Origin of the sequence: Streptomyces sp. NBC_00190, from assembly GCF_036203305.1 — a bacterium.
In the GTDB taxonomy this organism is placed as follows: domain Bacteria; phylum Actinomycetota; class Actinomycetes; order Streptomycetales; family Streptomycetaceae; genus Streptomyces.
Genome location: NZ_CP108131.1, coordinates 2,407,996 through 2,430,117, shown reverse-complemented (window position 1 = coordinate 2,430,117; position 22,122 = coordinate 2,407,996). Strand labels below are relative to the sequence as shown.

The window sequence follows — 22,122 nt, the reverse complement described above, 5'->3', positions numbered from 1 at the left end:
GACGGGGCCCGGGGCGGGGCCCAGGTCAGACCACCGCGCCGCGGCCCGGGTAGTCGTCGTCATCGTCGTCGTCGTGCGGCGACATGCGCGCCACGAGCGTCGCGAACCCGCCCAGGAAGCCGCCGATGCCCAGCGTCGTCAGCCACCACGTCATCTCCCACTGCAGGAGCACCGCCAGCAGCAGCAGCACCGGCCCGCCGACCACCGCGAGCCACGCGAACTTCGCCGTCGTGTCCGCCGGCGGGAGCTCCGGCTCCGGGGGGACGAAATGGCCCTCGTCGGCCCGGTCGGCCGCGGTCAGGTCGTCGTCCTGCGGCTCCGCGAGCGAGTGGTCGCGCGGGCCGGAGAGGCCCACCCCCGGGGCGAAGACCACCGAGCTGCCCAGCGCGGCGGGAGGCTCCGGCCCGGGCTCCGCATCCGGCTTCGGCTCCGGCGGCAGCGGCTTCACGTCCTCCTCCGGCAGCATGAGGTTCTCGATCGGCTTGAACGGCCGCGACCCCGGCGGGTCCGGCGGCTCCTGCCCGTACCCGGCGACGATCGCCGCCCACGCCGCTTCCTCGTCCAGCGGCGGAACCCCGCCCGACTGCTCCTCGTGCTCAGCCACTCGCCTGCGCCCCCTCCCTGCCCACGCTCTCCACCAGTCGGCCGATGAACGCATAGCTGTCCGCGAAGATCCGCTCCGCGTCATGGTCCAACGTCGCGACGTGGTAGCTCTGTTCCAGGAGGGTCTCGGTGACATCGGTGGACGAGATCCGCGCCAGCACCCGGGCCGAGTCGACCGGCGGGACGACGTGGTCCTGCGGGCTGTGCAGCAGCAGCACGGGCTGCGTCACCTGCGGCAGCTCGGCGTCCACGAGCTGCAGGAACTTGCGCAGCGAATGCGCGGCCCGGGTCGGTACGCGGTCGTAGCCGACCTCCTCCGAGCCCTTCTTGGCGATGTCGCTGGCGATGCCCGGCGTCGACCGGATGAAGTGCTTGGCCACCGGCAGGGTGATGGCGAGCGGGTCGTGCACCTTGTTGGCCGGGTTGACGAGGACGATGCCGCTGATGGCGTCCCCGTGCTTGGCCGCCAGCCGCAGGGTCAGCGCGCCACCCATCGACAGACCGAAGACGAACACCTGCTCGCAGCGGTCCAGCAGCTCGCGCAGCGCGCGGTCCACCTCGGCGTACCAGTCCTGCCAGCCCGTGAGCTGCATGTCCTGCCAGCGCGTGCCGTGTCCGGGCAGCAGCGGCAGCGACACCGTGAGCCCCTGCGCGGCCAGATACTCGGCCCAGGGACGCAGCGACTGCGGGGAACCGGTGAAGCCGTGGCAGAGGAGGACGCCGACCTCTCCACCCTCGTGGCGGAACGGCTCGGCTCCAGGGAGGACGGGCACCAGGGTCTCCTTGATCATGATGTACGTCGGGTGGGTGCGTTGCTCTGTGTGACTTCACCGTACGCGACCGGGGTGACACCGACCAGGGCCGTCGGGCCGCTACCGGCGCGGCCAGGCGTTAAGGTCTGTTCGACAGACACAGGAAGGCTTTCGAGTTGATCTACGGCGCAATGAAGTTCTCCATCGGCGGTTCACTGAAGCTCGCCTTCAGGCCGTGGGTGGAGGGCCTCGAGAACATTCCCGCGGAGGGGCCGGCGATCCTCGCGAGCAACCACCTGTCCTTCTCCGACTCCTTCTTCCTGCCCGCGGTGCTGGACCGCAAGGTCACCTTCATCGCGAAGGCGGAGTACTTCACCTCCCCCGGAGTCAAGGGCAAGCTGACGGCCGCCTTCTTCAAGGGCGTCGGCCAGCTCCCGGTGGACCGTTCCGGCGCGCGCGGGGCCGGTGAGGCCGCGATCAAGAGCGGTATCGAGGTCATCGAGCGCGGCGAGCTGTTCGGTATCTACCCCGAGGGCACGCGTTCGCCCGACGGGCGCCTCTACCGCGGCAAGCCCGGCGGCCTGGCCCGCGTGGCGCTGGCCACCGGCGCGCCCGTGATCCCCGTGGCCATGATCGACACGGAGAAGATCCAGCCGCCCGGCAAGGTGGTGCCCAAGCTGATGCGCCCGGGCATCCGGATCGGCAAGCCGCTCGACTTCAGCCGCTACCACGGCATGGACAGCGACCGCTTCATCCTGCGCTCGGTGACCGACGAGGTCATGTACGAGATCATGAAGCTGTCCGGCCAGGAGTACGTCGACATCTACGCGACGGCGGCCAAGCGCCAGATCGCCGACGCCGAGAAGGCGGAGAAGGCGGAGAAGGCCGCGGCGGACAAGGCCGAGGGCAAGGCGGAGTAGGACGGGCGCAGCGCCCGCGGGGGTGGGGGAGATGGCGAAGCGCGAGCGCGTCGTGCGCATGTCGGTGGAGCAGCCGCTGTGGCGCGCCCTGACCGGCTACCGGCTGCTGACCATGCTCTACGCGGTCGGGCTGTTCGTCTCCGCGTACAAGCGGTTCGACCGTCCCTGGATCGCGGCCGGCTACCTCGCCGTCCTGGCGGTCTGGACCCTCGCCACCCACCGCAAGGTGGCGAACGCGGCCAGCTGCACCAAGCGCTTCCTGGGTGCCGACCTCACCGTCGCCCTCGTCGGGATCCTGCTCACCCCGCTCGCCGACACCGCCGAGCGGATCGCCGGCGGCGGCCCCACCCTCCCCACCATCTGGACCGGGGGATCGGTCCTCGCCTTCGCCCTCAAGGGCGGCTGGCGCTGGGCCGGATTCGCCTCCACCTTCGTGGCCGCGGCCAACATCGCCGTCCACGGCGGCAACCCCACGCGGGACACCCTGCACAACGTCCTGCTGGTCTGGGTCGCCTCCATCGCCATCGGCTACGTCGTCGAGGTCGCCCGGGCCAGTGAGGCCACCCTCGCCCGCGCCCTGGAGATCGAGGCCGCCACCCGCGAGCGCGAGCGCCTCGCCCGCGACATCCACGACGGGGTCCTCCAGGTCCTCGCCATGGTCCAGCGGCGCGGCACCGAGCTGGGCGGCGAGGCTGCCGAGCTGGGCCGGATGGCGGGGGAGCAGGAGGTGGCGCTGCGCACGCTGGTCTCCAGCGGCCTGGTGCACCCCTCCCGGATCTCCCGCGACGAGTCGCGCGGCGCGCTGGTGGACGCGTACGAGGTGGACGAGGGCGCGGACGAAGGCGGCGAGCTGGATCTGCGGACGCTCCTCGCCCCGCACGCCGGGTCCAAGGTGAGCTTCGCGGAGCCGGGCACCCCGGTGCCGCTGCCGGTGCCCGCGGCGAAGGAGCTGGCCGCCGCGGTCGGCGCCGCCCTCGACAACGTGCGCAAGCACGCCGGAGAGGGGGCCAGCGCCTGGATCCTCGTCGAGGACTGGGGCGACGAGGTGATCGTCACGGTCCGGGACGACGGCCCGGGCATCCCCGCGGGCCGGCTCGACCAGGCGGAGGGCGAAGGCCGGATGGGGGTGGCCCTGTCCATCCGCGGCCGACTGCGTGACCTCGGCGGCAGCGCCGAGCTGGTGTCCGTCCCCGGGCAGGGCACCGAAGTGGAACTGAAGGTACCGAGGGGGAGGACCCAGTGAGCGAGCCGCACGAGATCAAGGTCATGGTCGTCGACGACCATCCGATGTGGCGGGACGCGGTCGCCCGCGACCTGGCCGCCGCGGGCTTCGACGTGGTGGCCACCGCCGGCGACGGCCCCGAGGCGGTCCGCCGGGCCCGCGCGGTCACCCCGCACGTCCTGGTCCTCGACCTCAACCTGCCCGGCATGCCGGGCGTGCAGGTCTGCAAGGAACTCGTCGGCGCCCACCCGGCGCTGCGGGTCCTGGTCCTGTCGGCCAGCGGCGAGCACGCGGACGTCCTGGAGGCCGTGAAGTCCGGCGCGACCGGCTACCTGCTCAAGTCCGCGGGTGCCCAGGAGCTGATCGACGCGGTCCGCCGCACGGCGGCCGGCGACCCGGTGTTCACCCCGGGCCTGGCCGGACTGGTGCTCGGCGAGTACCGGCGCCTCGCCACCGACCCGGCGCCAGCCGCCTCCGACGAGCCGAAGGCGCCGCAGCTGACCGACCGTGAGACCGAGGTGCTGCGGCTGGTGGCCAAGGGGCTCTCGTACAAGCAGATCGCGGAACGGCTGGTCATCTCCCACCGCACGGTGCAGAACCACGTGCAGAACACGCTGGGCAAACTCCAGCTGCACAACCGGGTGGAGCTCGTCCGGTACGCCATAGAGCGGGGCCTCGACGACGCGTAGGCGGCCGTCGCCGGCGCCGTCGATCGTACTTACGTCCTCGTACGAGTGAACGGGCGTACGCAACGCCCCGCGATTCCACCTGAATTGCCCCTCCAGACCCCTTGCTGTGACCTGGGTCACCACTAGCGTGACCGTCATGGCGAAGGGAGATTGAGATGAAGGTCGGAGTGCTGACCGGCGGCGGCGACTGCCCCGGGCTCAACGCGGTGATCCGGGCCGTCGTCCGCAAGGGCGAGCAGGAGTACGGATACGGGTTCACCGGATTCAAGGACGGCTGGCGGGGCGCGGTCCAGGGGGCCACCGTCCCGCTCGACATCCCCGCCGTCCGCGGCATCCTGCCCCGGGGCGGCACCATCCTCGGTTCCTCCCGCACCAACCCGTTCAAGGTGGAGGACGGGGTGCGGCGGATCAAGGAGAACCTGGCCAAGTGCGAGGTCGACGCGCTCATCGCGATCGGTGGCGAGGACACCCTCGGAGTCGCGGCCAAGCTGTACGAGGACTACGGCATCCCCTGCGTCGGCGTGCCGAAGACCATCGACAACGACCTGTCCGCGACGGACTACACCTTCGGCTTCGACACCGCCGTCGGCATCGCCACCGAGGCCATCGACCGGCTGCACACCACGGCCGAGTCGCACATGCGGGTCCTGGTCGTCGAGGTGATGGGCCGGCACGCCGGCTGGATCGCCCTGCACTCGGGGCTCGCGGGCGGCGCCAACGTCATCCTCATCCCGGAGCAGCGCTTCGACGTGGACCAGGTCTGCGCCTGGGTGACCTCCCGGTTCAAGGCGAGTTACGCGCCGATCGTGGTGGTCGCGGAGGGTGCGATGCCCAAGGACGGGGAGATGGTGCTGAAGGACGCCACCACGGACTCGTTCGGGCACGTCCGGCTGTCGGGCGTGGGCGAGTGGCTGGCCAAGGAGATCGAGGCGCGGACGGGGAAGGAGGCCCGGACCACGGTGCTCGGGCACATCCAGCGCGGTGGCACGCCGAGCGCCTTCGACCGGTGGCTGGCGACCAGGTTCGGGCTGCACGCGATCGACGCGGTACGCGACGGGGACTTCGGCAAGATGGTCGCGCTGAAGGGGACGGACATCGTGCGGGTGCCGATCGCCGATGCGACGGCGAAGCTGAAGACCGTGGACCCGGCGCTGTACGAGGAGGTCGGCGTGTTCTTCGGCTGAGCCGGAGCGCGTCAGCGGGCTGTGGGCCGTATCGGCCGTAAGGTGACGACGGCCCACCGTCCGGTTCTTCGCGCAGCACGGGAGTGAGCATGGAAATCCTGGCATTCGGGGTGCAGGGTGACGAGCGGCCGCTGCTGGAGCGGGCGTTCGCGGCCGCGGGGCACCACGAGGTGCGCTGCCTGGAGGTCTTCCTCACCGAGGACACCGCTCCCATCGCGGCCGGGTACGAGGTCGTCTCGTCGAGCGTCAACGCGGATCTGAGCGGGCGGGTGCTGCGGACCCTGGCCGGGGGCGGGACGAAGATGATCGCGCAGCGCTCCACCGGCTTCAACAACATCGACCTGGACGTCGCCCGGCAGCTCGGCATGACGGTGAGCCGGGTCTCGTACTACTCCCCGTACTCCGTGGCCGAGTTCGCCTGGACCCTGGCCATGGCCGTGAACCGGCGGATCGTCCGCGCGGCGAACCGGACGAGGGACTTCGACTTCCGGCTGAACGGGCTGATGGGCCGCGACATGCGGGGCCGCACCGTGGGCGTGCTCGGCACCGGCAAGATCGGCGAGGCGTTCACCAGGATCGCGCACGGCTTCGGCATGAACCTGCTGGGCTGGGACGCCGTGCAGAACCCGGCGTGCGTGGAGCTGGGCATGAAGTACGTGGACAAGGACGAGCTGCTCACCTCCGCGGAACTGGTCAGCCTGCACGTCCCGCTGCTGGAGTCGACGCACCACCTCATCGACGCGGCCGCGCTGCGGACTATGAAGGACGACGCGGTCCTGGTGAACACCAGCCGCGGCGGGCTGATCGACACGGACGCCCTCGTCGCGGAACTGCGGGCCGGCCGCTTCACGGGAGTCGGGCTCGACGTGTACGAGGCGGAGGCCGGGGTGTTCTTCCTGGACAAGTCCCTGGAGACCGTCGAGGACGACACGCTGGCCCGGCTCATGACGTTCCCGAACGTGCTGGTCACCTCGCACCAGGCGTACTACACGACCGACGCGGTGGGCCAGATCATCGACACCACCGTCGCCAACGTCGTGGACTACCTGGCGGGCCGCCGCTCGGAGAACACCCTGGCGCCGGCCGCTCCGTGACGTCTCCCCGCCCCGGCGGGGCGGGGAGAAGGCCCCGCGCGGCGGTCAGGCCGGGGCCATGACGCCCGTCAGGAGGTCGCGCAGCAGGTCGGCGCCGCGGAGGGTGAGGACCGACTCCGGGTGGAACTGGACCCCCGCGAAGCCGCCCGACGCTGAGCGGACGGCGTGCACCTCGCCCGTCGACGGGTCGCGGGAGACCTCGATGCCGCGCGCGCCCAGCTCGGCGGCCCGCTCGTCGGAGCAGTGCGCGGTGTACGTGTTGTAGAAGCCGGCCACCTCCCGCGTCCCGAACAGGTCGATCCGCGTCTGCGCCCCCTGCGCCGGCTCCGCCTTGCGGATCAGCGGAAGCCCCAGCTCGGCCGCCAGCAGCTCATGCCCGAGGCAGACCCCGAGCAGGCCGCCCCGGTGCCCGGCCAGGAGACCGGCGGCCAGCCCGCGCAGCATCCGCATCTTGGGGTCCGAGGACTCCGCCGGGTTCCCCGGGCCGGGACCCAGCACGACCGGGCCCTCCCATGCCAGGGCCGCCGCCCGCAGTCCCGGATCGTCGTAGCGGCGTACGGTCACCTCCAGCCCGGCCACCCGCAGCACGTGCGCCAGCATCGCCGTGAAGGTGTCCTCGCCGTCCACCACCAGCGCGTGGCCGGTCAGGGTGGAGGGCTGCTCCTGCATCCGGAGCCAGAAGGGGGCCAGGTCCGCCCGCCGGGCCGCCAGCGCCGCCCGCACCCGGGGATCGTCCGCCAGCCGCGCCCCCTCGAAGGCGGGCCGCGGCGCCGCCGCCCGGACCCCGAGGGCCGCCAGCACCCCCGCCGCCTTCGCGTGGGTCTCCGCCACCTCGCCCGCCGGGTCGGAGTGCCGCACGAGCGTGGCACCGACCGGCACCCGCAGCACGCCGTCCGCCGCGATGTCGGCGGTGCGGATCAGGATCGGGGAGTCCAGCGTCTGCGCCCCGGAGCCGTCCAGGCCCAGGAGGGCCAGCGCGCCCGCGTAGTAGCCGCGCCCCCCGCTCTCGTACCGCTCGATCACCCGGCAGGCGTTCTGCACCGGCGAGCCGGTGACCGTCGCCGCGAACATCGTCTCCCGCAGCACCTCCCGCACGTCCAGCGAGGAGCGGCCGCGCAGCTCGTACTCGGTGTGCGCGAGGTGGGACATCTCCTTCAGCCGCGGCCCGACCACGACACCGCCCATGTCGCCGACGGTGCACATCATCTTGAGCTCCTCGTCGACCACCATCGACAGCTCCTCGGTCTCCTTGCGGTCGCCGAGGAACGCGAGGAGCGACTGGGCTGTCGGCCCCCCGGGCGGGTAGCGGTACGTCCCGCTGATCGGGTTCATCACGACCGTCCCGCCCACCCGTCGCCCGCCACCACCCTCAACCGAGAGCGCTTCGCGCTCGCTCCTCCCGCCCACCCGTCGCCCGCCACCACCCTCAACCGAGAGCGCTTCGCGCTCGCTCCTCCCGCCCGACATCCGCACGTGCACCTCGGGGCTGGCCCCGACCAGCGTGCGCCGCCCGGTGTGGACGACGTACGTCCAGTACGCCCCCCGCTCGCCCAGCAGCAGCCGCCGGAACAGCGCGAGGGCGTCGGCCCGGCCGAAGCCGTCGATCCGGCCCTCGTAGGTGCGCCGGATGACGAAGTTCGCGCCCTCCCCGCGCCCGATCTCGTCCCGGATGACGCGCTCCACGGTGGCCGCGTACTCCTCGTCCGGCACGTCGAAGCCGCCGTCCTCGACCCGCACCGGGTGGTCCGGCAGGGCCGCCAGGGCCTCGGCGAGCGGGATCTCGTACGCCTCCTCGGCGACCAGCACGCTCAGCGGCGTGCCGTCGTCGCGTACGTCGAACCCGCGCTCCCGGATCTGCCGGAAGGGGACGAGTGCGAGGGTCGGCAGCTCCCGGACCGGCAGGTCGGCGAGGTGCTCGGCCTCGTGGACCGCGCCGATCAGCACCTCGACGGTGTCGTGGTCGCGACCGGGGGTCCGGCGGCGCAGCAGGGCGAACGGCGGGCAGGAGTCGTCGAGGAGGTCGAGCAGTCGGCTGGGTTCCATGGGGCGGGCGTCCTTCTCCGTGGTCGTGGTGAAGAGGAACGGCCGGGCCCGGAAAGCACCGAAGGCCGCCCCTCGGGCGGCCTTCGCGTCGTGCGTGTCAGTGGGTACGCGCGAGAAGTGGGCCGCCGGGAGCGGGCCACCACCAGTTCTGGTTCGAGAGCGCGTACATACGGGCGACCATAGCCCACCCCCTGCCGGAGGCGAAGCCTCCGCGCCGCCGGAAACGATCCGGAGAGACACCTGTCTCACCCAGTGGGCACAGGGCTGGACGGGGCGCAAGACGCCGTAATGTGTACGAGGTGACCGTGAACGCTGAAACCCAAGCCCCCGCCTCCAAGGCGACCTGGCGAGACCTTCCCGCGGCGCAGCAGCCTTCGTACCCCGATGCCGAGGCTCTGCGCGCTGTCGTCGCGGACCTCGAGTCGTATCCTCCGCTCGTCTTCGCGGGTGAGTGCGACCAGCTGCGCGCCCGCCTGGGAGCCGTCGCCAAGGGCGAGGCGTTCCTGCTGCAGGGCGGCGACTGCGCCGAGGCCTTCGACGCCGTGTCCGCCGACCACATCCGCGCCAAGCTGAAGACGCTGCTCCAGATGAGCGCCGTCCTGACCTACGCGGCCTCCGTGCCCGTCGTCAAGGTCGGCCGCATCGCGGGCCAGTACTCCAAGCCGCGCTCCAAGGACACCGAGACCCGCGACGGCGTCACCCTGCCGACCTACCGCGGCGACTCCGTCAACGGCTTCGCCTTCACCGAAGAGGCCCGGATCCCGGACCCCGAGCGGCTGAAGCGCATGTACCACGCGTCGGCCTCCACGCTGAACCTGGTGCGCGCCTTCACCACCGGTGGTTACGCCGACCTGCGCCAGGTGCACGCCTGGAACCAGGACTTCGTGAAGTCCTCCCCGTCCGGGCAGCGCTACGAGCAGCTCGCGCGGGAGATCGACAACGCGCTGAACTTCATGAAGGCCTGTGGCACCGACCCGGCCGAGTTCAAGGCCGTCGAGTTCTACGCCTCCCACGAGGCGCTGCTGCTCGACTACGAGGGCGCGCTGGCCCGCACCGACTCGCGGACCGGCAAGCTGTACGACACCTCGGGCCACATGGTCTGGATCGGCGAGCGCACCCGCCAGCTGGACCACGCGCACATCGAGTTCTGCTCGCAGATCGCCAACCCGATCGGCATCAAGCTCGGCCCCACCACCACGGTGGACGAGGCGCTGACGTACATCGACCGCCTGGACCCCGAGCGCGAGCCGGGCCGGCTGACCTTCGTCGTCCGCATGGGCGCCGACAAGGTCCGCGACAAGCTCCCCGAGCTGGTCGAGAAGGTCACGGCCTCCGGCGCGACCGTCGCCTGGGTCACCGACCCGATGCACGGCAACACCTTCGAGGCGGCCTCCGGCCACAAGACGCGCCGTTTCGACGACGTGCTCGACGAGGTCAAGGGCTTCTTCGAGGTCCACAAGGAGCTCGGCACGCACCCGGGCGGCATCCACGTCGAGCTCACCGGTGACGACGTCACCGAGTGCGTGGGCGGCGGCGACGAGATCTTCGTCGACGACCTGCACCAGCGCTACGAGACGGCCTGCGACCCGCGGCTCAACCGCAGCCAGTCCCTGGACCTGGCGTTCCTGGTCGCCGAGATGTACCGCGATCAGTAAGTAGGAAAGTACGACAGTGGGGCGCGGATCGATGTGATCCGCGCCCCACTGTCGTATCCGGGTCTTTTAGGCGACCCTAACTTTGGGTACGGTTAGGTAAGCCTCACCGCACCGGGGATGGCTGCAGAACCATCCGCTCAGGAGGTGAACCGCGTGTACGTCTGCTCTTGCTTCGGCATCACCGACAAGCAGGTCAAGGAACACGCGGCCGCCGGGGCCTGCACCCCCCGCCAGATCGCCTCGGCAACCAAGGCCGGCACCGAATGCGGCTCCTGCGTGCGCGCCATCCAGGGCCTCCTCGGCCGTGGGGCCTGCCCGCGCCGGGAACTGCTGGAGAAGGGCAACGCGACGGCCGTGCTCGCCGCCGGCCCGCGGCTGGTCCCCGAGCCCGCGCTGGCCGAAGCGGCCTAGCTCTCCGGCTGCTCGATCAGCTGCGCGATGTAGAGCGGCTCCCCGATGCTCTCGATGAGCTCCAGCTGGGTGTCGAGGTAGTCGATGTGGTGCTCCTCGTCCTCCAGGATCTCCTCGAAGAGCCGTGCCGAGGTGATGTCGCCCTTGCCCCGCATGACCTCGATGCCGCGCTTGAGCCGGTCGATCGCCTCGACCTCGACCTGCCGGTCCGCCTGGAACATCTCCGTGAGCGTCTGGCCGACGCGCACGTGGAAGAGGCGCTGGTAGTTCGGCAGGCCGTCGAGCATCAGGATGCGCTCGGTGATCTTGTCCGCGTGCTTCATCTCGTCGATGGACTCTTCACGCGTGTACTTGGCGAGCTTGGTCCAGCCCTTGTTGTCCTGGATGCGGTAGTGCAGCCAGTACTGGTTGATGGCCGTCAGCTCACCGGTCAGCTGCTCGTTCAGAAACTCAAGGACCTCGGGGTCGCCCTGCATCGCAGAGGCTCCTTCCAGGCAATGTCAGCCATGTGACGGGGTAGGTGGGCGCATCCTTGCACCGCCGTCGGGGGCAGTCCAGTAAGTGCCTCCTTAGTGGGAGTTACCGCGACTTGCCCGATTCGGTCAGGCGCTGGTCATGACCATCCCGCCACGTCTGTCACCATGGAGTCATGGGTCAGCCGGAAAGCCGGGAATCTCCGGGAGCAGAGCAGCTGGAGCTTCCACCGGGGCAGCGGTTGCAGCGGGGCTGGCCGGTCACCCACTACGGTCCCGTGCCCAAGTTCAAGCCGGACCGCTGGGAGTTCCGCGTCTTCGGCGCGACGGCCGACGGTGAGAAGCACTGCTGGAACCACGAGGAATTCACGGCCCTGCCGTTCGAGTCGGTCGTGGCGGACCTGCACTGCGTCACGAAGTTCAGCATGCCGGGGGCCGAATGGGGCGGTGTGCTCGCCCGTACGATTCTCGACCTGGCGCCGCCGGCGCCGCAGGTCACGCACGTGATGGTGTGGGCCGAGTACGGCTTCAGCTCCAACATGCGGCTGGCCGACTTCGCCTCCGAGAGGACCGTCTTCGCCACCCACCAGGGCGGTGAACTGCTCACCGCCGAGCACGGTTTCCCGCTGCGCCTCGTGGTCCCGCACCTGTACGCCTGGAAGGGCCCCAAGTGGGTCCGCGGCGTCGAGTACATGACCGCCGACCGCCGGGGCTTCTGGGAGGAGCGGGGCTACCACAACATCGGCGACCCCTGGCGCGAGCAGCGCTACTCGTACCAGGAGGAGCCCGGGGACGGCCCGGAGCTCTGAGGCCGGCCCGCCCGGCCCGCCACTGTCTCAGTGGTACCGGTGGACGACCGCGTGGCCCTTGCCGCGGCCGATCATCCACTTGTTGACCGGGGTCGTGATCACGAAGGCGGCCGCCAGCGAGATCGTCAGGACGATCCAGAACAGCGGCTCCGACAGGTGCGCGTCCATCGCGCCCGGCCACAAGGCGATCACGCTGTTGTCGATCAGTTCCATGACGGCGATCGAAAGGGTGTCCGCGGCGAGTGCCACCCGGACGGCCGTACGGAGGTCGATGCCGGCAGCGAGGATCCCGCGCAGGGTGAGCGCGTAGCCGAAGAAGAACGCGAGGACGATCGCCGTGACCATCGTCGCGCCGTTCCCCCAGCCCAGCGCGGTGCCGATGACCATGCCGAGCACCTCGCCGATGGCGCATCCGGTGAGGCAGTGGAGGGTGGCCGCGGCGGCCATGGCCCAGCCGGCCCTTCCGCCGCCGTGGGCGTGCTCGTGGTGCGCGTCGTGCTCGTGGTGCTCGTGCGTGTGGTGCTCGTGCGTGCGGTCCATGGAAACCCCCTGGGAGAACGCCGAGTAACGGTTCCGCCGATATGGCAGGAACCGTATACCCCCCAGGGGTATTCCCTCAAGGGCGGAGCCGCTTCAGCAGCGCCACGTCCGCCGCGTGTCCTTCCTTGCCGCCGGGCGTTTCGGTGATCAGCGGTACGCCCGCCATCGCCGGATGCGTGAACAGCTCCGCGAAGGCCTCCTGGCCGATGTGGCCCTGGCCGATGTTGGCGTGCCGGTCCTTGTGGGCGCCGACGCCCTCCTTGGAATCGTTCGCGTGGACCAGCTTCAGCCGGCCCTCGCCCACCGTGTCCACCAGCAGGTCCAGCGTCAGCTTCGTACCGCCCGGCTCCGCCAGATCGTGTCCGGCCGCGAAGATGTGGCAGGTGTCCAGGCAGACGCCCAGCTTCGGGTGGTGGTCGAGCGCCTCGAAGTACGGCCCGAAGTCCTCGGCGCGAGAGCACAGCGAAGAGCCCTGCCCGGCCGTGGACTCCAGCAGCAGGAACGGGTCGTCGTCATGCGTCAGCTCGTCCAGCAGCGGCAGCATGTACTGCCTGACCTGCGCGTACGCCACCTCGCGCGGGCGGCCTCCGGTGGCCGAGCCGGTGTGTACGACCACCCCGAGCGCGCCGATCTCCCGGCCCCGGCGCAGCGAGTGGCGCAGGGACTCCACCGACTTCTCGACGGTCGCCTCGGTGTGCGAGCCGAAGTTGATCAAGTACGGCGCGTGGACGTAGGCGGGCAGGGACTCCTGCGCGCACTGCTCCCGGAAGAGCGCGTCCTGCGCCGGATTGCCCACCGGGGTCGCCCAGCCGCGCGGATTGGCCACGAAGACCTGGACCGCCTCCGCGCCCATCTCCCGGGCGTACGTCAGCCCGACCGAGGCGAGCCCGCCCGCGACGGGGACGTGCCCGCCCACGGGGTTGCGCACGGCCTGAGCCGAGCGGTCCTGCTCCATGTGCCCGGCGTGCTCCACGTACCTACAGTCCCTTGGTCTTGATGATGATCGTGGTGCCTTCGGCGACGTTCTGGCCGCCGGGCACCGACTGGGACTCCACGGTCTTGCTGAAGGAGAGGAACGCCCGTTCCACCTTCACCTTGAAGCCCGCGACTTCCAGCGCCTTGCGTGCCGCGTCCACCTCCTGGCCGGTCACGTCCGGGACCGGGAGCTGGCGGGGGCCCTTGGAGAGGGTCAGCGTGACGGTGTCCCCGGCCGCGGCCTGGGTGCCGGCGGCGACCGACTGGTTGGCGACCGTACCGGCCGGCGAGGGGGCGCTGACCTGCTCGGGGGCCGTGGCCACCTTGAGGCCGAGGCCCTCCAGGGCGGAGCGCGCCTGCTCGAACGGAACGCCCTCCACGCTCGGCACCGGTACCGGGCGGCCCTTGCTCACGATCAGCGCGACCGCCGTGTCGGGGGCCCGCTTCTCGCCGCCGACCGGGTCGGAGCCGATCACGGAGCCCTGGGCGACGTCCTGGCTGAAGGCCTGCGTGACCATGCCGGGGGCCAGCCCGGCCTTCGTCAGCTCGGCCTTGGCCTCCTCCAGCGGCCTGCCCTTCAGGTTGGGCACGGCCACGACCTGCGGGCCGCGGGAGACCGTGAGCGTCACCGCGCCGTTGCCGCGGATCCGCCGGCCGCCGGCGGGATCGGTGTTCATCACCGTCCCGCGGTCGAAGGTGTCGCTGAACTTCCGGTCGACCCGCTTCACGCCGAGTCCGGCCGCGGACAGCTGGGACTTGGCCTGCTCCTCGGTCTTGCCCAGGAGGTTGGGCACCTGGGTGAACTGGCCGGAGTTGATGTACCAGACGCCCGTGCCGAGGCCGAGGGCCAGCAGGACGCCGACGACGGTGAGGAGCGTGCCGCGGCGCGGCCGGCGCCGAGCCGGGGCCGGGGCCGGGGCGGGCGGCGGAGGCGGCATCTCCAGCCGGGAGGTGTGGTGCACGGCCTGCTGCGCGCCCACCGGGCGCGGGATCACGCCGGTGCGGTCTTCGGCGGCCGACCGCTCACCGGCCCGGGCCTGCGGCGGTACGGCGTCCAGCTCGGCGTCGCTGAGCTGCAGACGGGCCTCACGGGTGAGGCCGAGCAGGGCGGCGGCGTCGGTGGGGCGCAGCTCCGGATTGCGCGCGGCGGCGTGCGCGACGAGCTCGTCGAGACCGACGGGGAGCCCGGGAACGGCGGCCGACGGCGGCGGCACGTCCTCGTGGAGGTGCTGGAAGAGCACCTGGGCGGGGCTGCCTCCGGTGTGAGGCTTGGACCCGGTGAGCATCTCGTAGAGGACGACACCGCAGGCGTAGACGTCCACGCGGGTGTCGGTGACGCCGTTCTCGATCTGCTCCGGGGCCAGGTAGGAGACGGTGCCGAGGACGGACCCGGTGGTGTTGGTGACCGAGTCCACGGACCGGACCAGCCCGAAGTCGGCGACCTTGACCCGGCCGTCGTCGCCGATCAGGACGTTCTCGGGCTTCATGTCGCGGTGCACGAAGCCGGCCCGGTGGGCGGCGCCGAGGGCGGCGAGCACGGGCTCCAGGATGTCGAGGGCGGCCCGGGGCTGGAGGGCGCCGCGCTCGCGGAGCACGTCGCGCAGGGTGCAGCCGGAGACGTACTCCATGGCCAGGTAGACGTACGGCCCGTCCGTGCCCTGGTCGAAGACGGCGACGACATTGGGGTGGGCGAGCCGGGCCACGGACTTCGCCTCCCGGATGAACCGGTCGACGAAGGCGGCGTCCGCCGCGAGGGCCGGGTGCATCACCTTCAGGGCCAGGACGCGGTCGAGGCGGGTGTCGACGGCCCGGTAGACCGTGGCCATGCCGCCGGCCGCGATGCGGGCGTCGATGCGGTAGCGGCCGTCGAGCACGCGCCCGACGAGGGGGTCATCCAGGGTCGTATCCACGCCGCGATTCTACGAGCCGGTGTGCTTCCCCCGGCCGGGGTGGGTCGGCTTGCAGCGCAGCTGTGACGTGACCGGCGGGTGCGGCGCCCCGGACCGCGGGGTCCGGGGCGCCGCACGGGTCCGGAACGGAGACCCGATGGCGCCGCAGGTCAGAACGCCGGGCGTTCCGGGTCGAGGGCGGCGCGGCCCTCCGCGGGAGACGAGGCGTGCGCGAAGCGGCGCTGCGGGATGCGCCCCGCGCGGTGCGCGAGGCGGCCCGCCGACACGGCATCCCGCATGGCCGCGGCCATCAGCACCGGCTCCTGCGCCCGCGTCACCGCGGACGCGAGCATCACCGCCGCGCAGCCGAGCTCCATCGCCAGGGCGACATCGGACGCCGTACCCGCCCCCGCGTCCAGGATGACCGGGACGGACGCCCGTTCCGCGATCAGCTCGAAGTTGTGCGGATTGCGGATCCCCATCCCCGACCCGATCGGGGACCCGAGCGGCATGATCGCCGCGCAGCCCGCGTCCTCCAGCTTCCGCGCGAGCACCGGATCGTCGTTCGTGTACGGGAGGACCGTGAAGCCCTCGTCCACCAGGGTCTCGGCGGCGTCCAGCAGCTCGACGCCGTCGGGCAGGAGGGTCCGCTCGTCCGCGACCACCTCCAGTTTGATCCAGTCGGTGCCCAGCGCCTCCCGGGCGAGCCGGGCCGTCAGCACGGCCTCGCCCGCCGTGAAGCAGCCCGCAGTGTTCGGCAGGACCGCGATGTCCAGCTTCGCCAGCACGGACAGGACCGAGCCCTGGACCGTCGGGTCCAGGCGGCGCATGGCCACCGTGGTGAGTTCGGTGCCGGACGCGACCAGGGCCCGTTCCAGGACGTCCAGGCTCGGGGCGCCGCCCGTACCCATGATCAGGCGGGAGGAGAAACTGCGGCCGCCCAGTGTGAAGAGGTCTTCAGCCATGCCGGTCAGCCTCCCTGGACCGCGGTGAGGATCTCGACCCGGTCGCCCTCGCCCACCGGGGTGAGCGGCCACTGCCCGCGCGGGACCACGGTCTCGTTGAGCGCGGCGGCGACTCCGGCGGGGGCCGTGGTCAGGGTGGCGACCACCGCGTCGAGCGTGGTGCCGGCCGCGACCTCGCGCGGCTCGCCGTTGACGGAGATGGTCATGCGTGCGACTCCTGACGTGCGGCGGAGAACCGGCGGGGGGTGAAGGGGCGTGCGATCGGCGGCAGTTCGCCGGTGGTCAGCAGCTCCGCCATCACGTCGCCGGTGAGTGGGGTCAGCAGCACCCCGTTGCGGTAGTGCCCGGTGGCCAGGTGCAGGCCCGGGAGGTCGGTCGGGCCGAGCATCGGGGCGTTGTCGGGGGAGCCCGGCCGCAGCCCCGCGCGGGTCTCGACGAGCGGGAGTTCGGTGATGCCGGGCACCAGCTCGTGGGCGTCGCGCAGGAGTTCGTAGACCCCGCCCGCGGTGACCGTGGTGTCCCAGCCGAGTTCCTCGCTGGTGGCGCCGACGACGAGCTCGCCGTTCTCGCGCGGGACCAGGTAGACGTGGCTGCCGCGCACGACCGCCCGTACCGTCCGCGACAGGAACGGCGCGTAGGCGGCGGGCACCGCCAGGCGCAGCACCTGGCCCTTCACCGGCCGTACGGGGGCCGCCAGCTCCGGCGGTACACCCGCCAGCCGGCCGCTGAGCGAGCCCGCCGCCAGCACCACATGGTCCGCGCGCAGCTCCGTACCGTCGTCGAGCAGCGCCCCGGCCGCCCGGTCGGCGGTGACCAGCAGCCGCTCGGCCGTCGCCCGGTGGACGGCCACGCCGGCTCCCTCGCAGGCGGCCAGCAGGGCGGCCGCGAGCCGCCGCGGGTCGACCTGGTGATCACCGTCGACCCGCAGGCCGCCCCGGACGCCCGGAGCCAGCATCGGCTCCAGCCGGCGGCACTCGCGGCCGGTGAGCCACTCGGACTCCAGGCCGCACCGGCGCTGCAGGGCGTGCAGCTCCCGCAGGTGGAGGCGGTCGTCGGAGTCGAGGGCGACGGCGAGGGTGCCGCAGGCGCGGTAGCCGATGTCCAGGCCGCCGCTCGCGTCGGCGAGCTCGGCGGCGAACTCGGGATAGCGGGCGGCGGAGGCGAGACCCAGGCCCAGCAGGGCCTCCTCGCCGTAGTGCAGCTCGGTGACGGGCGCGAGCATCCCGGCCGCGACCTGGGCGGCGCCGCCGCCGGGGGCCGGGTCGGCCAGTACGGTGCGCAGGCCCTGCCGGGCCGCCCGCCAGGCGGTGACGAGTCCGATGATCCCGCCCCCGATGACGAGGACGTCGGACCCCGTCCGGGACGTCCGAGATGGTCGGGACGTTCGAGATGAGTGCATGGGCGTCCAGCCCCTCCCTTCGCCGGCATGACCCGGATCAGGTTCGTACGGTCGGAGGCCGGCCAGCCTCCCTCTCAGCCCGGTGCGTCCGGACTCCCGCGATAGGTACGGTGGCCAGACTAACCCCGGTGCGGACAGCCGGTAAGGCGGCATCTATTCCTGGCGGCCCGTCAGGTGATTAGGGTGGCCGGGTGAGTGAGCAGACGGAGCAGAACCCGAGCGGCGTCGTGATCGTGGGCGCCGGAATGGCCGGCGTGCAGACCGCGGTCGCCCTGCGCGAGCAGGGCTTCACCGGCACCGTGACCCTGCTGGGCGCCGAGCCCCACCAGCCCTACGACCGGCCTCCGCTGTCCAAGGCGGTGCTGCTCGGCAAGGCCGAGGACTCCGCCTTCGACGTGGACTTCGAGGGGCTCGGCATCGAGCTCAGGCTCGGCACGGAGGTCACCGGGCTGCGGGCCGCCGAGCGCGAGCTGGACACCGAGGCGGGACCGGTCCCGTACGGCGTCCTCGTGCTGGCCACAGGCGCGCAGCCGCTGACCCTGCCCGGGACGGAGGGGGTCCCCGGCGTGCACCTGCTGCGCACGCTGGACGACGCGGCACGGCTGCGCCCGGTCCTGGCCGAGGCGCCCCGGGCGGTGGTCGTCGGCGCGGGCTGGATCGGCGCGGAGTTCGCCACCGCGGCCCGGGAGGCGGGCTGCGAGGTGACCGTGGTCGAGGCGGCGGACCGGGTCCTGGCGGGGGCGCTGCCGTCGGAGGTCGCCGCCCCGATGGCCCGCTGGTACGAGGAGGCCGGCGCCGGGCTGATCACCGGCGCGAAGGTCGCCGGGATCGAGGAGGGCCGGGTACTGCTCGCGGACGGGAGCACCCTGCCCGCCGGCGCGGTCGTGGTGGGCATCGGCGCCCGCCCCGCCACCGGATGGCTGGCCGGGAGCGGGGTGGTCCTCGGCCCCGACGGCTCGGTCACCGCCGACGCGTACCTGCGTACCTCCCTGCCCGGGGTGTACGCGGTCGGCGACTGCGCGTCCTTCCCGTCGGCCCGCTACGGGACGCGGCTGCTCGTGCACCACTGGGACAACGCGCTCCAGGGCCCGCGGACGGTCGCCGCGAACATCCTGGCCGGGGAACCCGCCCAGGTCTACGACCCGGTGCCCTACTTCTGGTCGGAGCAGTTCGGGCGCTTCGTCCAGTACGCCGGCCACCACGGCGGGGCCGACACCCTGCTCTGGCGCGGCGACCCGGCCGACCCCACGTGGTCGGTGTGCTGGCTGCGCGACGGCGTCCTGGTCGCGGTCCTGGCCGTGGGCCGCCCCCGCGACCTGGCGCAGGGCCGCAGGCTCATCGAGACGGGGGCCGCGGTGGACCCGGCCAAGGTCCGCGATCCGGCGGTTCCCCTGAAGTCGACCCCCGTGTAGCCGGGGCCGGACCACGGACGGGCCGCTCCGGTACCGGGTGTCAGCCCGAGATGGCAGGCTTGTACCCGTGACCGAGATTGACGCAAAGATCGATGCCCTTGTCCCCTCGTGGCTGTACCTCCCCGACATCGCGGAGATGCTCGACATCGAGGTGACCCGGGTCCGCCAGATGGTCAAGGAAGGGCAGCTGATCGCCGTACGCCGGGGCGAGAACCGCGCCCTGCAGGTGCCGGCCCCCTTCATCGACGGCGACAAGGTCGTCAAGGGCCTGGTCGGCCTGCTGACCGTGCTGCGCGACGACCGCTTCACCGAGGAGGAGATCCTTGAGTGGCTCTTCACCGAGGATCCGACCCTGCCCGGCACCCCCGTGCAGGCGCTGAGCGAGAATCGCGGCACGGAGGTGAAGCGCCGCGCTCAGGCGCTCGCCCTCTGACCTGATCCGCATCCGCTCCACCGCGGTGTACGGGCCCCGCGGGGTCCGTACACCGCCTCCATCCGGGGGATACACCCATGCAGCTTTCCGACGCCCGGCTCTACCTCTGCACGGACGCCCGGAAGCGCCAGGGTGACCTCGCCGAGTTCCTGGACGCCGTGCTGTCCGGCGGCGTGGACATCGTCCAGCTCCGCGACAAGGGCATGGAGGCCGGGGAGGAACTCGAACACCTGCAGGTCTTCGCCGAGGCCGCACGGCGCCACGGCAAGCTCCTCGCCGTGAACGACCGCGCCGACGTCGCGCACGCCATCGGCTCCGACGTCCTGCACCTCGGCCAGGGCGACATCCCCGTTCCCGCGGCCCGCGCCATCCTCGGCGACCAGGTGCTCATCGGCCGCTCCTGTCACGCCGAGGCCGAGGTCGACGCGGCCGTCGCCGAGCCCGGCGTGGACTACTTCTGCACCGGCCCCTGCTGGCCCACCCCCACCAAGCCCGGCCGCTTCGCCCCCGGCCTCGGACTCGTCCGGTACGCGGCCTCCCTGGAGCAGGACCGGCCGTGGTTCGCCATCGGCGGCATCGACAGCGCGAATCTGGACGAGGTGCTGGACGCCGGTGCCACCCGCGTCGTGGTCGTCCGCGCCCTCACCGAGGCCGCCGACCCGGGTGCGGCCGCCGCCGACCTCGCCAAGCGCGTCCGGGCCCGCCTCGGCTAGAAGGACCAGAGCACCCGGGCCGGGCCTGTCGCTCTGTCCAAAAACGTGTCCAAAAGGCGGACAGTGCTTCGGTGTCCGGCGGGCCCCGTCTAACCTGCCCGTATGGCCTCTGGTACAGCTTCCACCTGGTCGGATCGTGCGCACACGGTCCGCGACCTCCTCGCGTCCGGGAGCTCGTACTCCTTCGAGTTCTGGGCCCCGAAGACCGAGAAGGGCGAACGCAACCTCTGGAACGCGCTGCGCCGGGTGGAAGCCGTGTCCCCGAGCTTCGTCTCCGTGACCTACGGAGCCGGCGGTTCGACCCGTGGCGGCACCGTCCGGGCCACCGAGCAGATCGCCTCGGACACCACGCTGACCCCCGTCGCCCACCTCACCGCCGTGGACCACTCGGTGGCCGAGCTGCGCAACGTCATCGGGCAGTTCGCCGACGCGGGCATCCGGAACATGCTCGTCGTGCGCGGAGACCCGCCGGGCGACCCGATGGGCGAGTGGGTGCCGCACCCCGAGGGCGTGCACTACGCCGCCGACCTGGTCCGGCTGGTCAAGGAGTCCGGCGACTTCTGCGTCGGAGTCGCGGCCTTCCCGGAGATGCACCCGCGTTCGTCGGAATGGGACACGGACATCCGGCACTTCGTGGACAAGTGCCGCGCGGGCGCCGACTATGCGATCACCCAGATGTTCTTCCACCCGGAGAATTATCTGCGGCTGCGCGACAGCGTCGAGAAGGCGGGCTGCGAGACCCCGATCATCCCCGAGGTCATGCCTGTTGTGGGCATCAAGCAGCTCGACCGACTGCCCCAACTCAGCAACGCGGTCTTCCCCGAGGCTGTGAAAGAGCGCATGCTCGCCGTCAAGGACGACCCGGCCGCTGTACGCTCCATTGGCATCGAGTTCGCCACGGAGTTCTGCGCGCTGCTGCTGTCCGAGGGTGTCCCAGGGCTGCACTTCATCACGCTGAACAATTCCACGGCGACTCTCGAGATCTACGAGAATCTGGGCCTGCACCAGCGGGCCTGACCGGCTGGCCCCCGTCTCCCACGCGGTCGGCCGTACCGAGAAGGGCCACGCATGGGTATGACGGTCCTCTACATCGCGTTCGGCTTCGTCGCGCTGTGGCTGCTTGCCGAGGTCCTGATGCAGAACAAGGCCCGGCTCCGCTGGCGCCTGCTCGCCTTCGCCGGCTTCCTCGGCGTGGTCGCCGGGGTGGTCCTGCCGTCGGTTCTGGTCATCGGCGCCGGCGCGGCCGCGTTCGCCCTGGGCCAGACCCTGGTGACGCTCTCCTTCCGCAAGGGCTTCGTGGCCGGCTGGGCGCTGCGCCGCGGCGGGGAACCCGTACGGCAGTCGCGGCGCCGCCGGTCCGGCGGTCCGCGTCCGGAACCGGCGCTCGAAGTCACCGCGCTGGAGTACGAGGACGCCGACGGGGCCCCGAAGGTGCGGCAGTTCCCGACCGAGGCCGAGGCCGACGAGGTCTACAGCCCGCAGCCGATGCCCGAGGACACCGGTTCCTACGGCATACAGAGCTTCGCGCCCGCCCCCGACGCGGGCCAGAACGCGGGCTTCGCCTCGCCGTACACCACGGCCGAGCAGGACGCCCACCAGTACGCGGCGTACTACGACCAGCAGAACCAGGGCGGCGGCGGGTACGACTACTCCGCCGGCTATCCGACGGGCGATCAGCAGCAGGTCTACGCCGCCTACTCGGACCCGTACATCGGCACCGGCGGCGGTGTCGGACCGCCGCCCGCCTACGACTACTCGGCCTACCCCCAGTACCCCGACTACGGGCAGCAGCAGCAGTACGCCATGGACACCCCGCCCGGCGGGGTCTGGGTCCCGCAGCAGCGGGACGTGGCCCAGCCGTATCCGGCGGAGGAGCAGGGCGGGCAGCCGCAGCAGTACCCGTACCCCCAGCAGGGCGAGTACGAGCAGTACCGCTACTGA

23 protein-coding genes and 1 riboswitch are annotated in these 22,122 nt (G+C 71.9%); of the genes, 13 read left to right on the top strand and 10 right to left on the bottom strand.

The features are described from left to right. Positions 1-25 precede the first annotated feature (25 nt). Positions 26-604, bottom strand: a complete 579-nt coding sequence (locus tag OG429_RS11845; protein ID WP_328925272.1) for a hypothetical protein — start codon at positions 602-604, stop codon at positions 26-28. Continuing rightward, positions 597-1,376 carry an alpha/beta hydrolase gene (locus tag OG429_RS11840; protein WP_328925271.1) on the bottom strand — a complete coding sequence of 260 codons (780 nt, stop codon included), beginning with the start codon at positions 1,374-1,376 and terminating at the stop codon, positions 597-599. The genes OG429_RS11845 and OG429_RS11840 overlap by 8 nt, the downstream gene beginning before the upstream one ends. A 170-nt stretch (positions 1,377-1,546) precedes the next feature. Between OG429_RS11840 and OG429_RS11835 the strand changes: the two genes are divergently transcribed. The 5 genes from OG429_RS11835 (at position 1,547) to OG429_RS11815 (ending at position 6,464) form a co-directional block, all read left to right on the top strand. Further along, positions 1,547-2,275, top strand: a complete 729-nt coding sequence (locus OG429_RS11835; RefSeq protein ID WP_328925270.1) for a lysophospholipid acyltransferase family protein — start codon at positions 1,547-1,549, stop codon at positions 2,273-2,275. Positions 2,276-2,306: 31 nt separating this feature from the next. Continuing rightward, positions 2,307-3,518, top strand: coding sequence for a MacS family sensor histidine kinase (gene macS / locus OG429_RS11830; RefSeq protein WP_328925269.1), 1,212 nt, complete (start codon positions 2,307-2,309; stop codon positions 3,516-3,518). A 23-nt stretch (positions 3,519-3,541) separates the two neighbouring features. Beyond that, complete coding sequence (locus OG429_RS11825; RefSeq protein WP_328930241.1) at positions 3,542-4,186, top strand: response regulator transcription factor; 645 nt, start codon at positions 3,542-3,544, stop codon at positions 4,184-4,186. A gap of 155 nt (positions 4,187-4,341) precedes the next feature. Then, positions 4,342-5,370: a 6-phosphofructokinase gene (locus tag OG429_RS11820; RefSeq protein WP_328925268.1), complete on the top strand. Its 1,029-nt coding sequence runs from the start codon at positions 4,342-4,344 to the stop codon at positions 5,368-5,370. 89 nt (positions 5,371-5,459) lie between these two features. Then, positions 5,460-6,464: a 2-hydroxyacid dehydrogenase gene (locus OG429_RS11815; RefSeq protein WP_328925267.1), complete on the top strand. Its 1,005-nt coding sequence runs from the start codon at positions 5,460-5,462 to the stop codon at positions 6,462-6,464. Positions 6,465-6,509: 45 nt separating this feature from the next. On the opposite strand, the gene OG429_RS11810 is transcribed toward OG429_RS11815, so the two are convergent. Continuing rightward, positions 6,510-8,507: a chorismate-binding protein gene (locus tag OG429_RS11810; protein WP_328925266.1), complete on the bottom strand. Its 1,998-nt coding sequence runs from the start codon at positions 8,505-8,507 to the stop codon at positions 6,510-6,512. Positions 8,508-8,797: 290 nt separating this feature from the next. Here OG429_RS11810 and OG429_RS11805 point away from each other — a divergent pair, with 290 nt between their 5' ends. Both OG429_RS11805 and OG429_RS11800 read left to right on the top strand, forming a co-directional pair. Next, positions 8,798-10,162, top strand: a complete 1,365-nt coding sequence (locus tag OG429_RS11805; RefSeq protein WP_405680040.1) for a class II 3-deoxy-7-phosphoheptulonate synthase — start codon at positions 8,798-8,800, stop codon at positions 10,160-10,162. Positions 10,163-10,315: 153 nt separating this feature from the next. Further along, complete coding sequence (locus tag OG429_RS11800) at positions 10,316-10,573, top strand: (2Fe-2S)-binding protein (protein WP_328925264.1); 258 nt, start codon at positions 10,316-10,318, stop codon at positions 10,571-10,573. Here OG429_RS11800 and bfr read toward each other — a convergent pair. Beyond that, positions 10,570-11,049, bottom strand: a complete 480-nt coding sequence (bfr, locus tag OG429_RS11795) for a bacterioferritin (RefSeq protein WP_328925263.1) — start codon at positions 11,047-11,049, stop codon at positions 10,570-10,572. The genes OG429_RS11800 and bfr overlap by 4 nt on opposite strands. A gap of 173 nt (positions 11,050-11,222) precedes the next feature. Here bfr and OG429_RS11790 point away from each other — a divergent pair, with 173 nt between their 5' ends. After that, complete coding sequence (locus OG429_RS11790; protein WP_328925262.1) at positions 11,223-11,855, top strand: sulfite oxidase-like oxidoreductase; 633 nt, start codon at positions 11,223-11,225, stop codon at positions 11,853-11,855. Between the two features lie 27 nt (positions 11,856-11,882). Here the strand turns inward: OG429_RS11790 and OG429_RS11785 are convergent, their stop codons facing one another. From OG429_RS11785 to thiO, 6 genes are all read right to left on the bottom strand, one after another. Continuing rightward, positions 11,883-12,395, bottom strand: coding sequence for a DUF4396 domain-containing protein (locus OG429_RS11785; RefSeq protein ID WP_328925261.1), 513 nt, complete (start codon positions 12,393-12,395; stop codon positions 11,883-11,885). A gap of 76 nt (positions 12,396-12,471) precedes the next feature. Beyond that, a complete protein-coding gene (locus OG429_RS11780; protein ID WP_328930240.1) occupies positions 12,472-13,350 on the bottom strand; it encodes a deoxyribonuclease IV in 879 nt (292 codons plus the stop codon). A gap of 22 nt (positions 13,351-13,372) precedes the next feature. Next, the gene (pknB, locus tag OG429_RS11775; RefSeq protein ID WP_328925260.1) at positions 13,373-15,280 is read right to left on the bottom strand and encodes a Stk1 family PASTA domain-containing Ser/Thr kinase; all 1,908 of its coding nucleotides are present in this window, start codon (positions 15,278-15,280) and stop codon (positions 13,373-13,375) included. Positions 15,281-15,429: 149 nt separating this feature from the next. Next, a complete protein-coding gene (locus tag OG429_RS11770; protein ID WP_328925259.1) occupies positions 15,430-16,224 on the bottom strand; it encodes a thiazole synthase in 795 nt (264 codons plus the stop codon). 5 nt (positions 16,225-16,229) lie between these two features. After that, positions 16,230-16,430: a sulfur carrier protein ThiS gene (thiS, locus tag OG429_RS11765; RefSeq protein ID WP_328925258.1), complete on the bottom strand. Its 201-nt coding sequence runs from the start codon at positions 16,428-16,430 to the stop codon at positions 16,230-16,232. Next, positions 16,427-17,623: a glycine oxidase ThiO gene (gene thiO / locus OG429_RS11760; RefSeq protein WP_328925257.1), complete on the bottom strand. Its 1,197-nt coding sequence runs from the start codon at positions 17,621-17,623 to the stop codon at positions 16,427-16,429. Before thiO ends, thiS begins: the two co-directional genes overlap by 4 nt. Continuing rightward, positions 17,621-17,733, bottom strand: a riboswitch (TPP riboswitch). Its footprint overlaps the gene before it by 3 nt. Before the next feature lie 81 nt (positions 17,734-17,814). Between thiO and OG429_RS11755 the strand changes: the two genes are divergently transcribed. The 5 genes from OG429_RS11755 to OG429_RS11735 all read left to right on the top strand — a co-directional run bounded on the left by OG429_RS11755 (position 17,815) and on the right by OG429_RS11735 (position 22,122). Then, on the top strand, positions 17,815-19,035 hold the full coding sequence (locus OG429_RS11755) for an NAD(P)/FAD-dependent oxidoreductase (protein ID WP_328925256.1): 1,221 nt from the start codon (positions 17,815-17,817) through the stop codon (positions 19,033-19,035). Positions 19,036-19,102: 67 nt separating this feature from the next. Further along, positions 19,103-19,468: an Rv2175c family DNA-binding protein gene (locus OG429_RS11750; RefSeq protein ID WP_328925255.1), complete on the top strand. Its 366-nt coding sequence runs from the start codon at positions 19,103-19,105 to the stop codon at positions 19,466-19,468. A 77-nt stretch (positions 19,469-19,545) separates the two neighbouring features. Beyond that, positions 19,546-20,181, top strand: coding sequence for a thiamine phosphate synthase (gene thiE, locus OG429_RS11745; protein WP_328925254.1), 636 nt, complete (start codon positions 19,546-19,548; stop codon positions 20,179-20,181). Between the two features lie 102 nt (positions 20,182-20,283). Continuing rightward, positions 20,284-21,198: a methylenetetrahydrofolate reductase [NAD(P)H] gene (gene metF, locus OG429_RS11740; RefSeq protein ID WP_328925253.1), complete on the top strand. Its 915-nt coding sequence runs from the start codon at positions 20,284-20,286 to the stop codon at positions 21,196-21,198. A 51-nt stretch (positions 21,199-21,249) separates the two neighbouring features. Further along, entirely contained in the window at positions 21,250-22,122 is an 873-nt protein-coding gene (locus OG429_RS11735; protein WP_328925252.1) for a hypothetical protein, read from the top strand.

What these genes read in the sequence shown, in the direction of transcription:
- OG429_RS11780 (WP_328930240.1), bottom strand. Translation starts at nt 13,350, where the DNA reads ATGGAGCAGGACCGCTCGGCTCAGGCCGTGCGCAACCCCGTGGGCGGG.
- OG429_RS11770 (WP_328925259.1), bottom strand. Translation starts at nt 16,224, where the DNA reads ATGGCTGAAGACCTCTTCACACTGGGCGGCCGCAGTTTCTCCTCCCGC.
- OG429_RS11820 (WP_328925268.1), top strand. Translation starts at nt 4,342, where the DNA reads ATGAAGGTCGGAGTGCTGACCGGCGGCGGCGACTGCCCCGGGCTCAAC.
- OG429_RS11790 (WP_328925262.1), top strand. Translation starts at nt 11,223, where the DNA reads ATGGGTCAGCCGGAAAGCCGGGAATCTCCGGGAGCAGAGCAGCTGGAG.
- OG429_RS11810 (WP_328925266.1), bottom strand. Translation starts at nt 8,507, where the DNA reads ATGGAACCCAGCCGACTGCTCGACCTCCTCGACGACTCCTGCCCGCCG.
- thiO (WP_328925257.1), bottom strand. Translation starts at nt 17,623, where the DNA reads ATGCACTCATCTCGAACGTCCCGACCATCTCGGACGTCCCGGACGGGG.
- OG429_RS11735 (WP_328925252.1), top strand. Translation starts at nt 21,250, where the DNA reads ATGGGTATGACGGTCCTCTACATCGCGTTCGGCTTCGTCGCGCTGTGG.
- metF (WP_328925253.1), top strand. Translation starts at nt 20,284, where the DNA reads ATGGCCTCTGGTACAGCTTCCACCTGGTCGGATCGTGCGCACACGGTC.
- thiE (WP_328925254.1), top strand. Translation starts at nt 19,546, where the DNA reads ATGCAGCTTTCCGACGCCCGGCTCTACCTCTGCACGGACGCCCGGAAG.
- OG429_RS11825 (WP_328930241.1), top strand. Translation starts at nt 3,542, where the DNA reads ATGGTCGTCGACGACCATCCGATGTGGCGGGACGCGGTCGCCCGCGAC.
- thiS (WP_328925258.1), bottom strand. Translation starts at nt 16,430, where the DNA reads ATGACCATCTCCGTCAACGGCGAGCCGCGCGAGGTCGCGGCCGGCACC.
- OG429_RS11835 (WP_328925270.1), top strand. Translation starts at nt 1,547, where the DNA reads ATGAAGTTCTCCATCGGCGGTTCACTGAAGCTCGCCTTCAGGCCGTGG.
- macS (WP_328925269.1), top strand. Translation starts at nt 2,307, where the DNA reads ATGGCGAAGCGCGAGCGCGTCGTGCGCATGTCGGTGGAGCAGCCGCTG.
- OG429_RS11785 (WP_328925261.1), bottom strand. Translation starts at nt 12,395, where the DNA reads ATGGACCGCACGCACGAGCACCACACGCACGAGCACCACGAGCACGAC.
- bfr (WP_328925263.1), bottom strand. Translation starts at nt 11,049, where the DNA reads ATGCAGGGCGACCCCGAGGTCCTTGAGTTTCTGAACGAGCAGCTGACC.
- OG429_RS11815 (WP_328925267.1), top strand. Translation starts at nt 5,460, where the DNA reads ATGGAAATCCTGGCATTCGGGGTGCAGGGTGACGAGCGGCCGCTGCTG.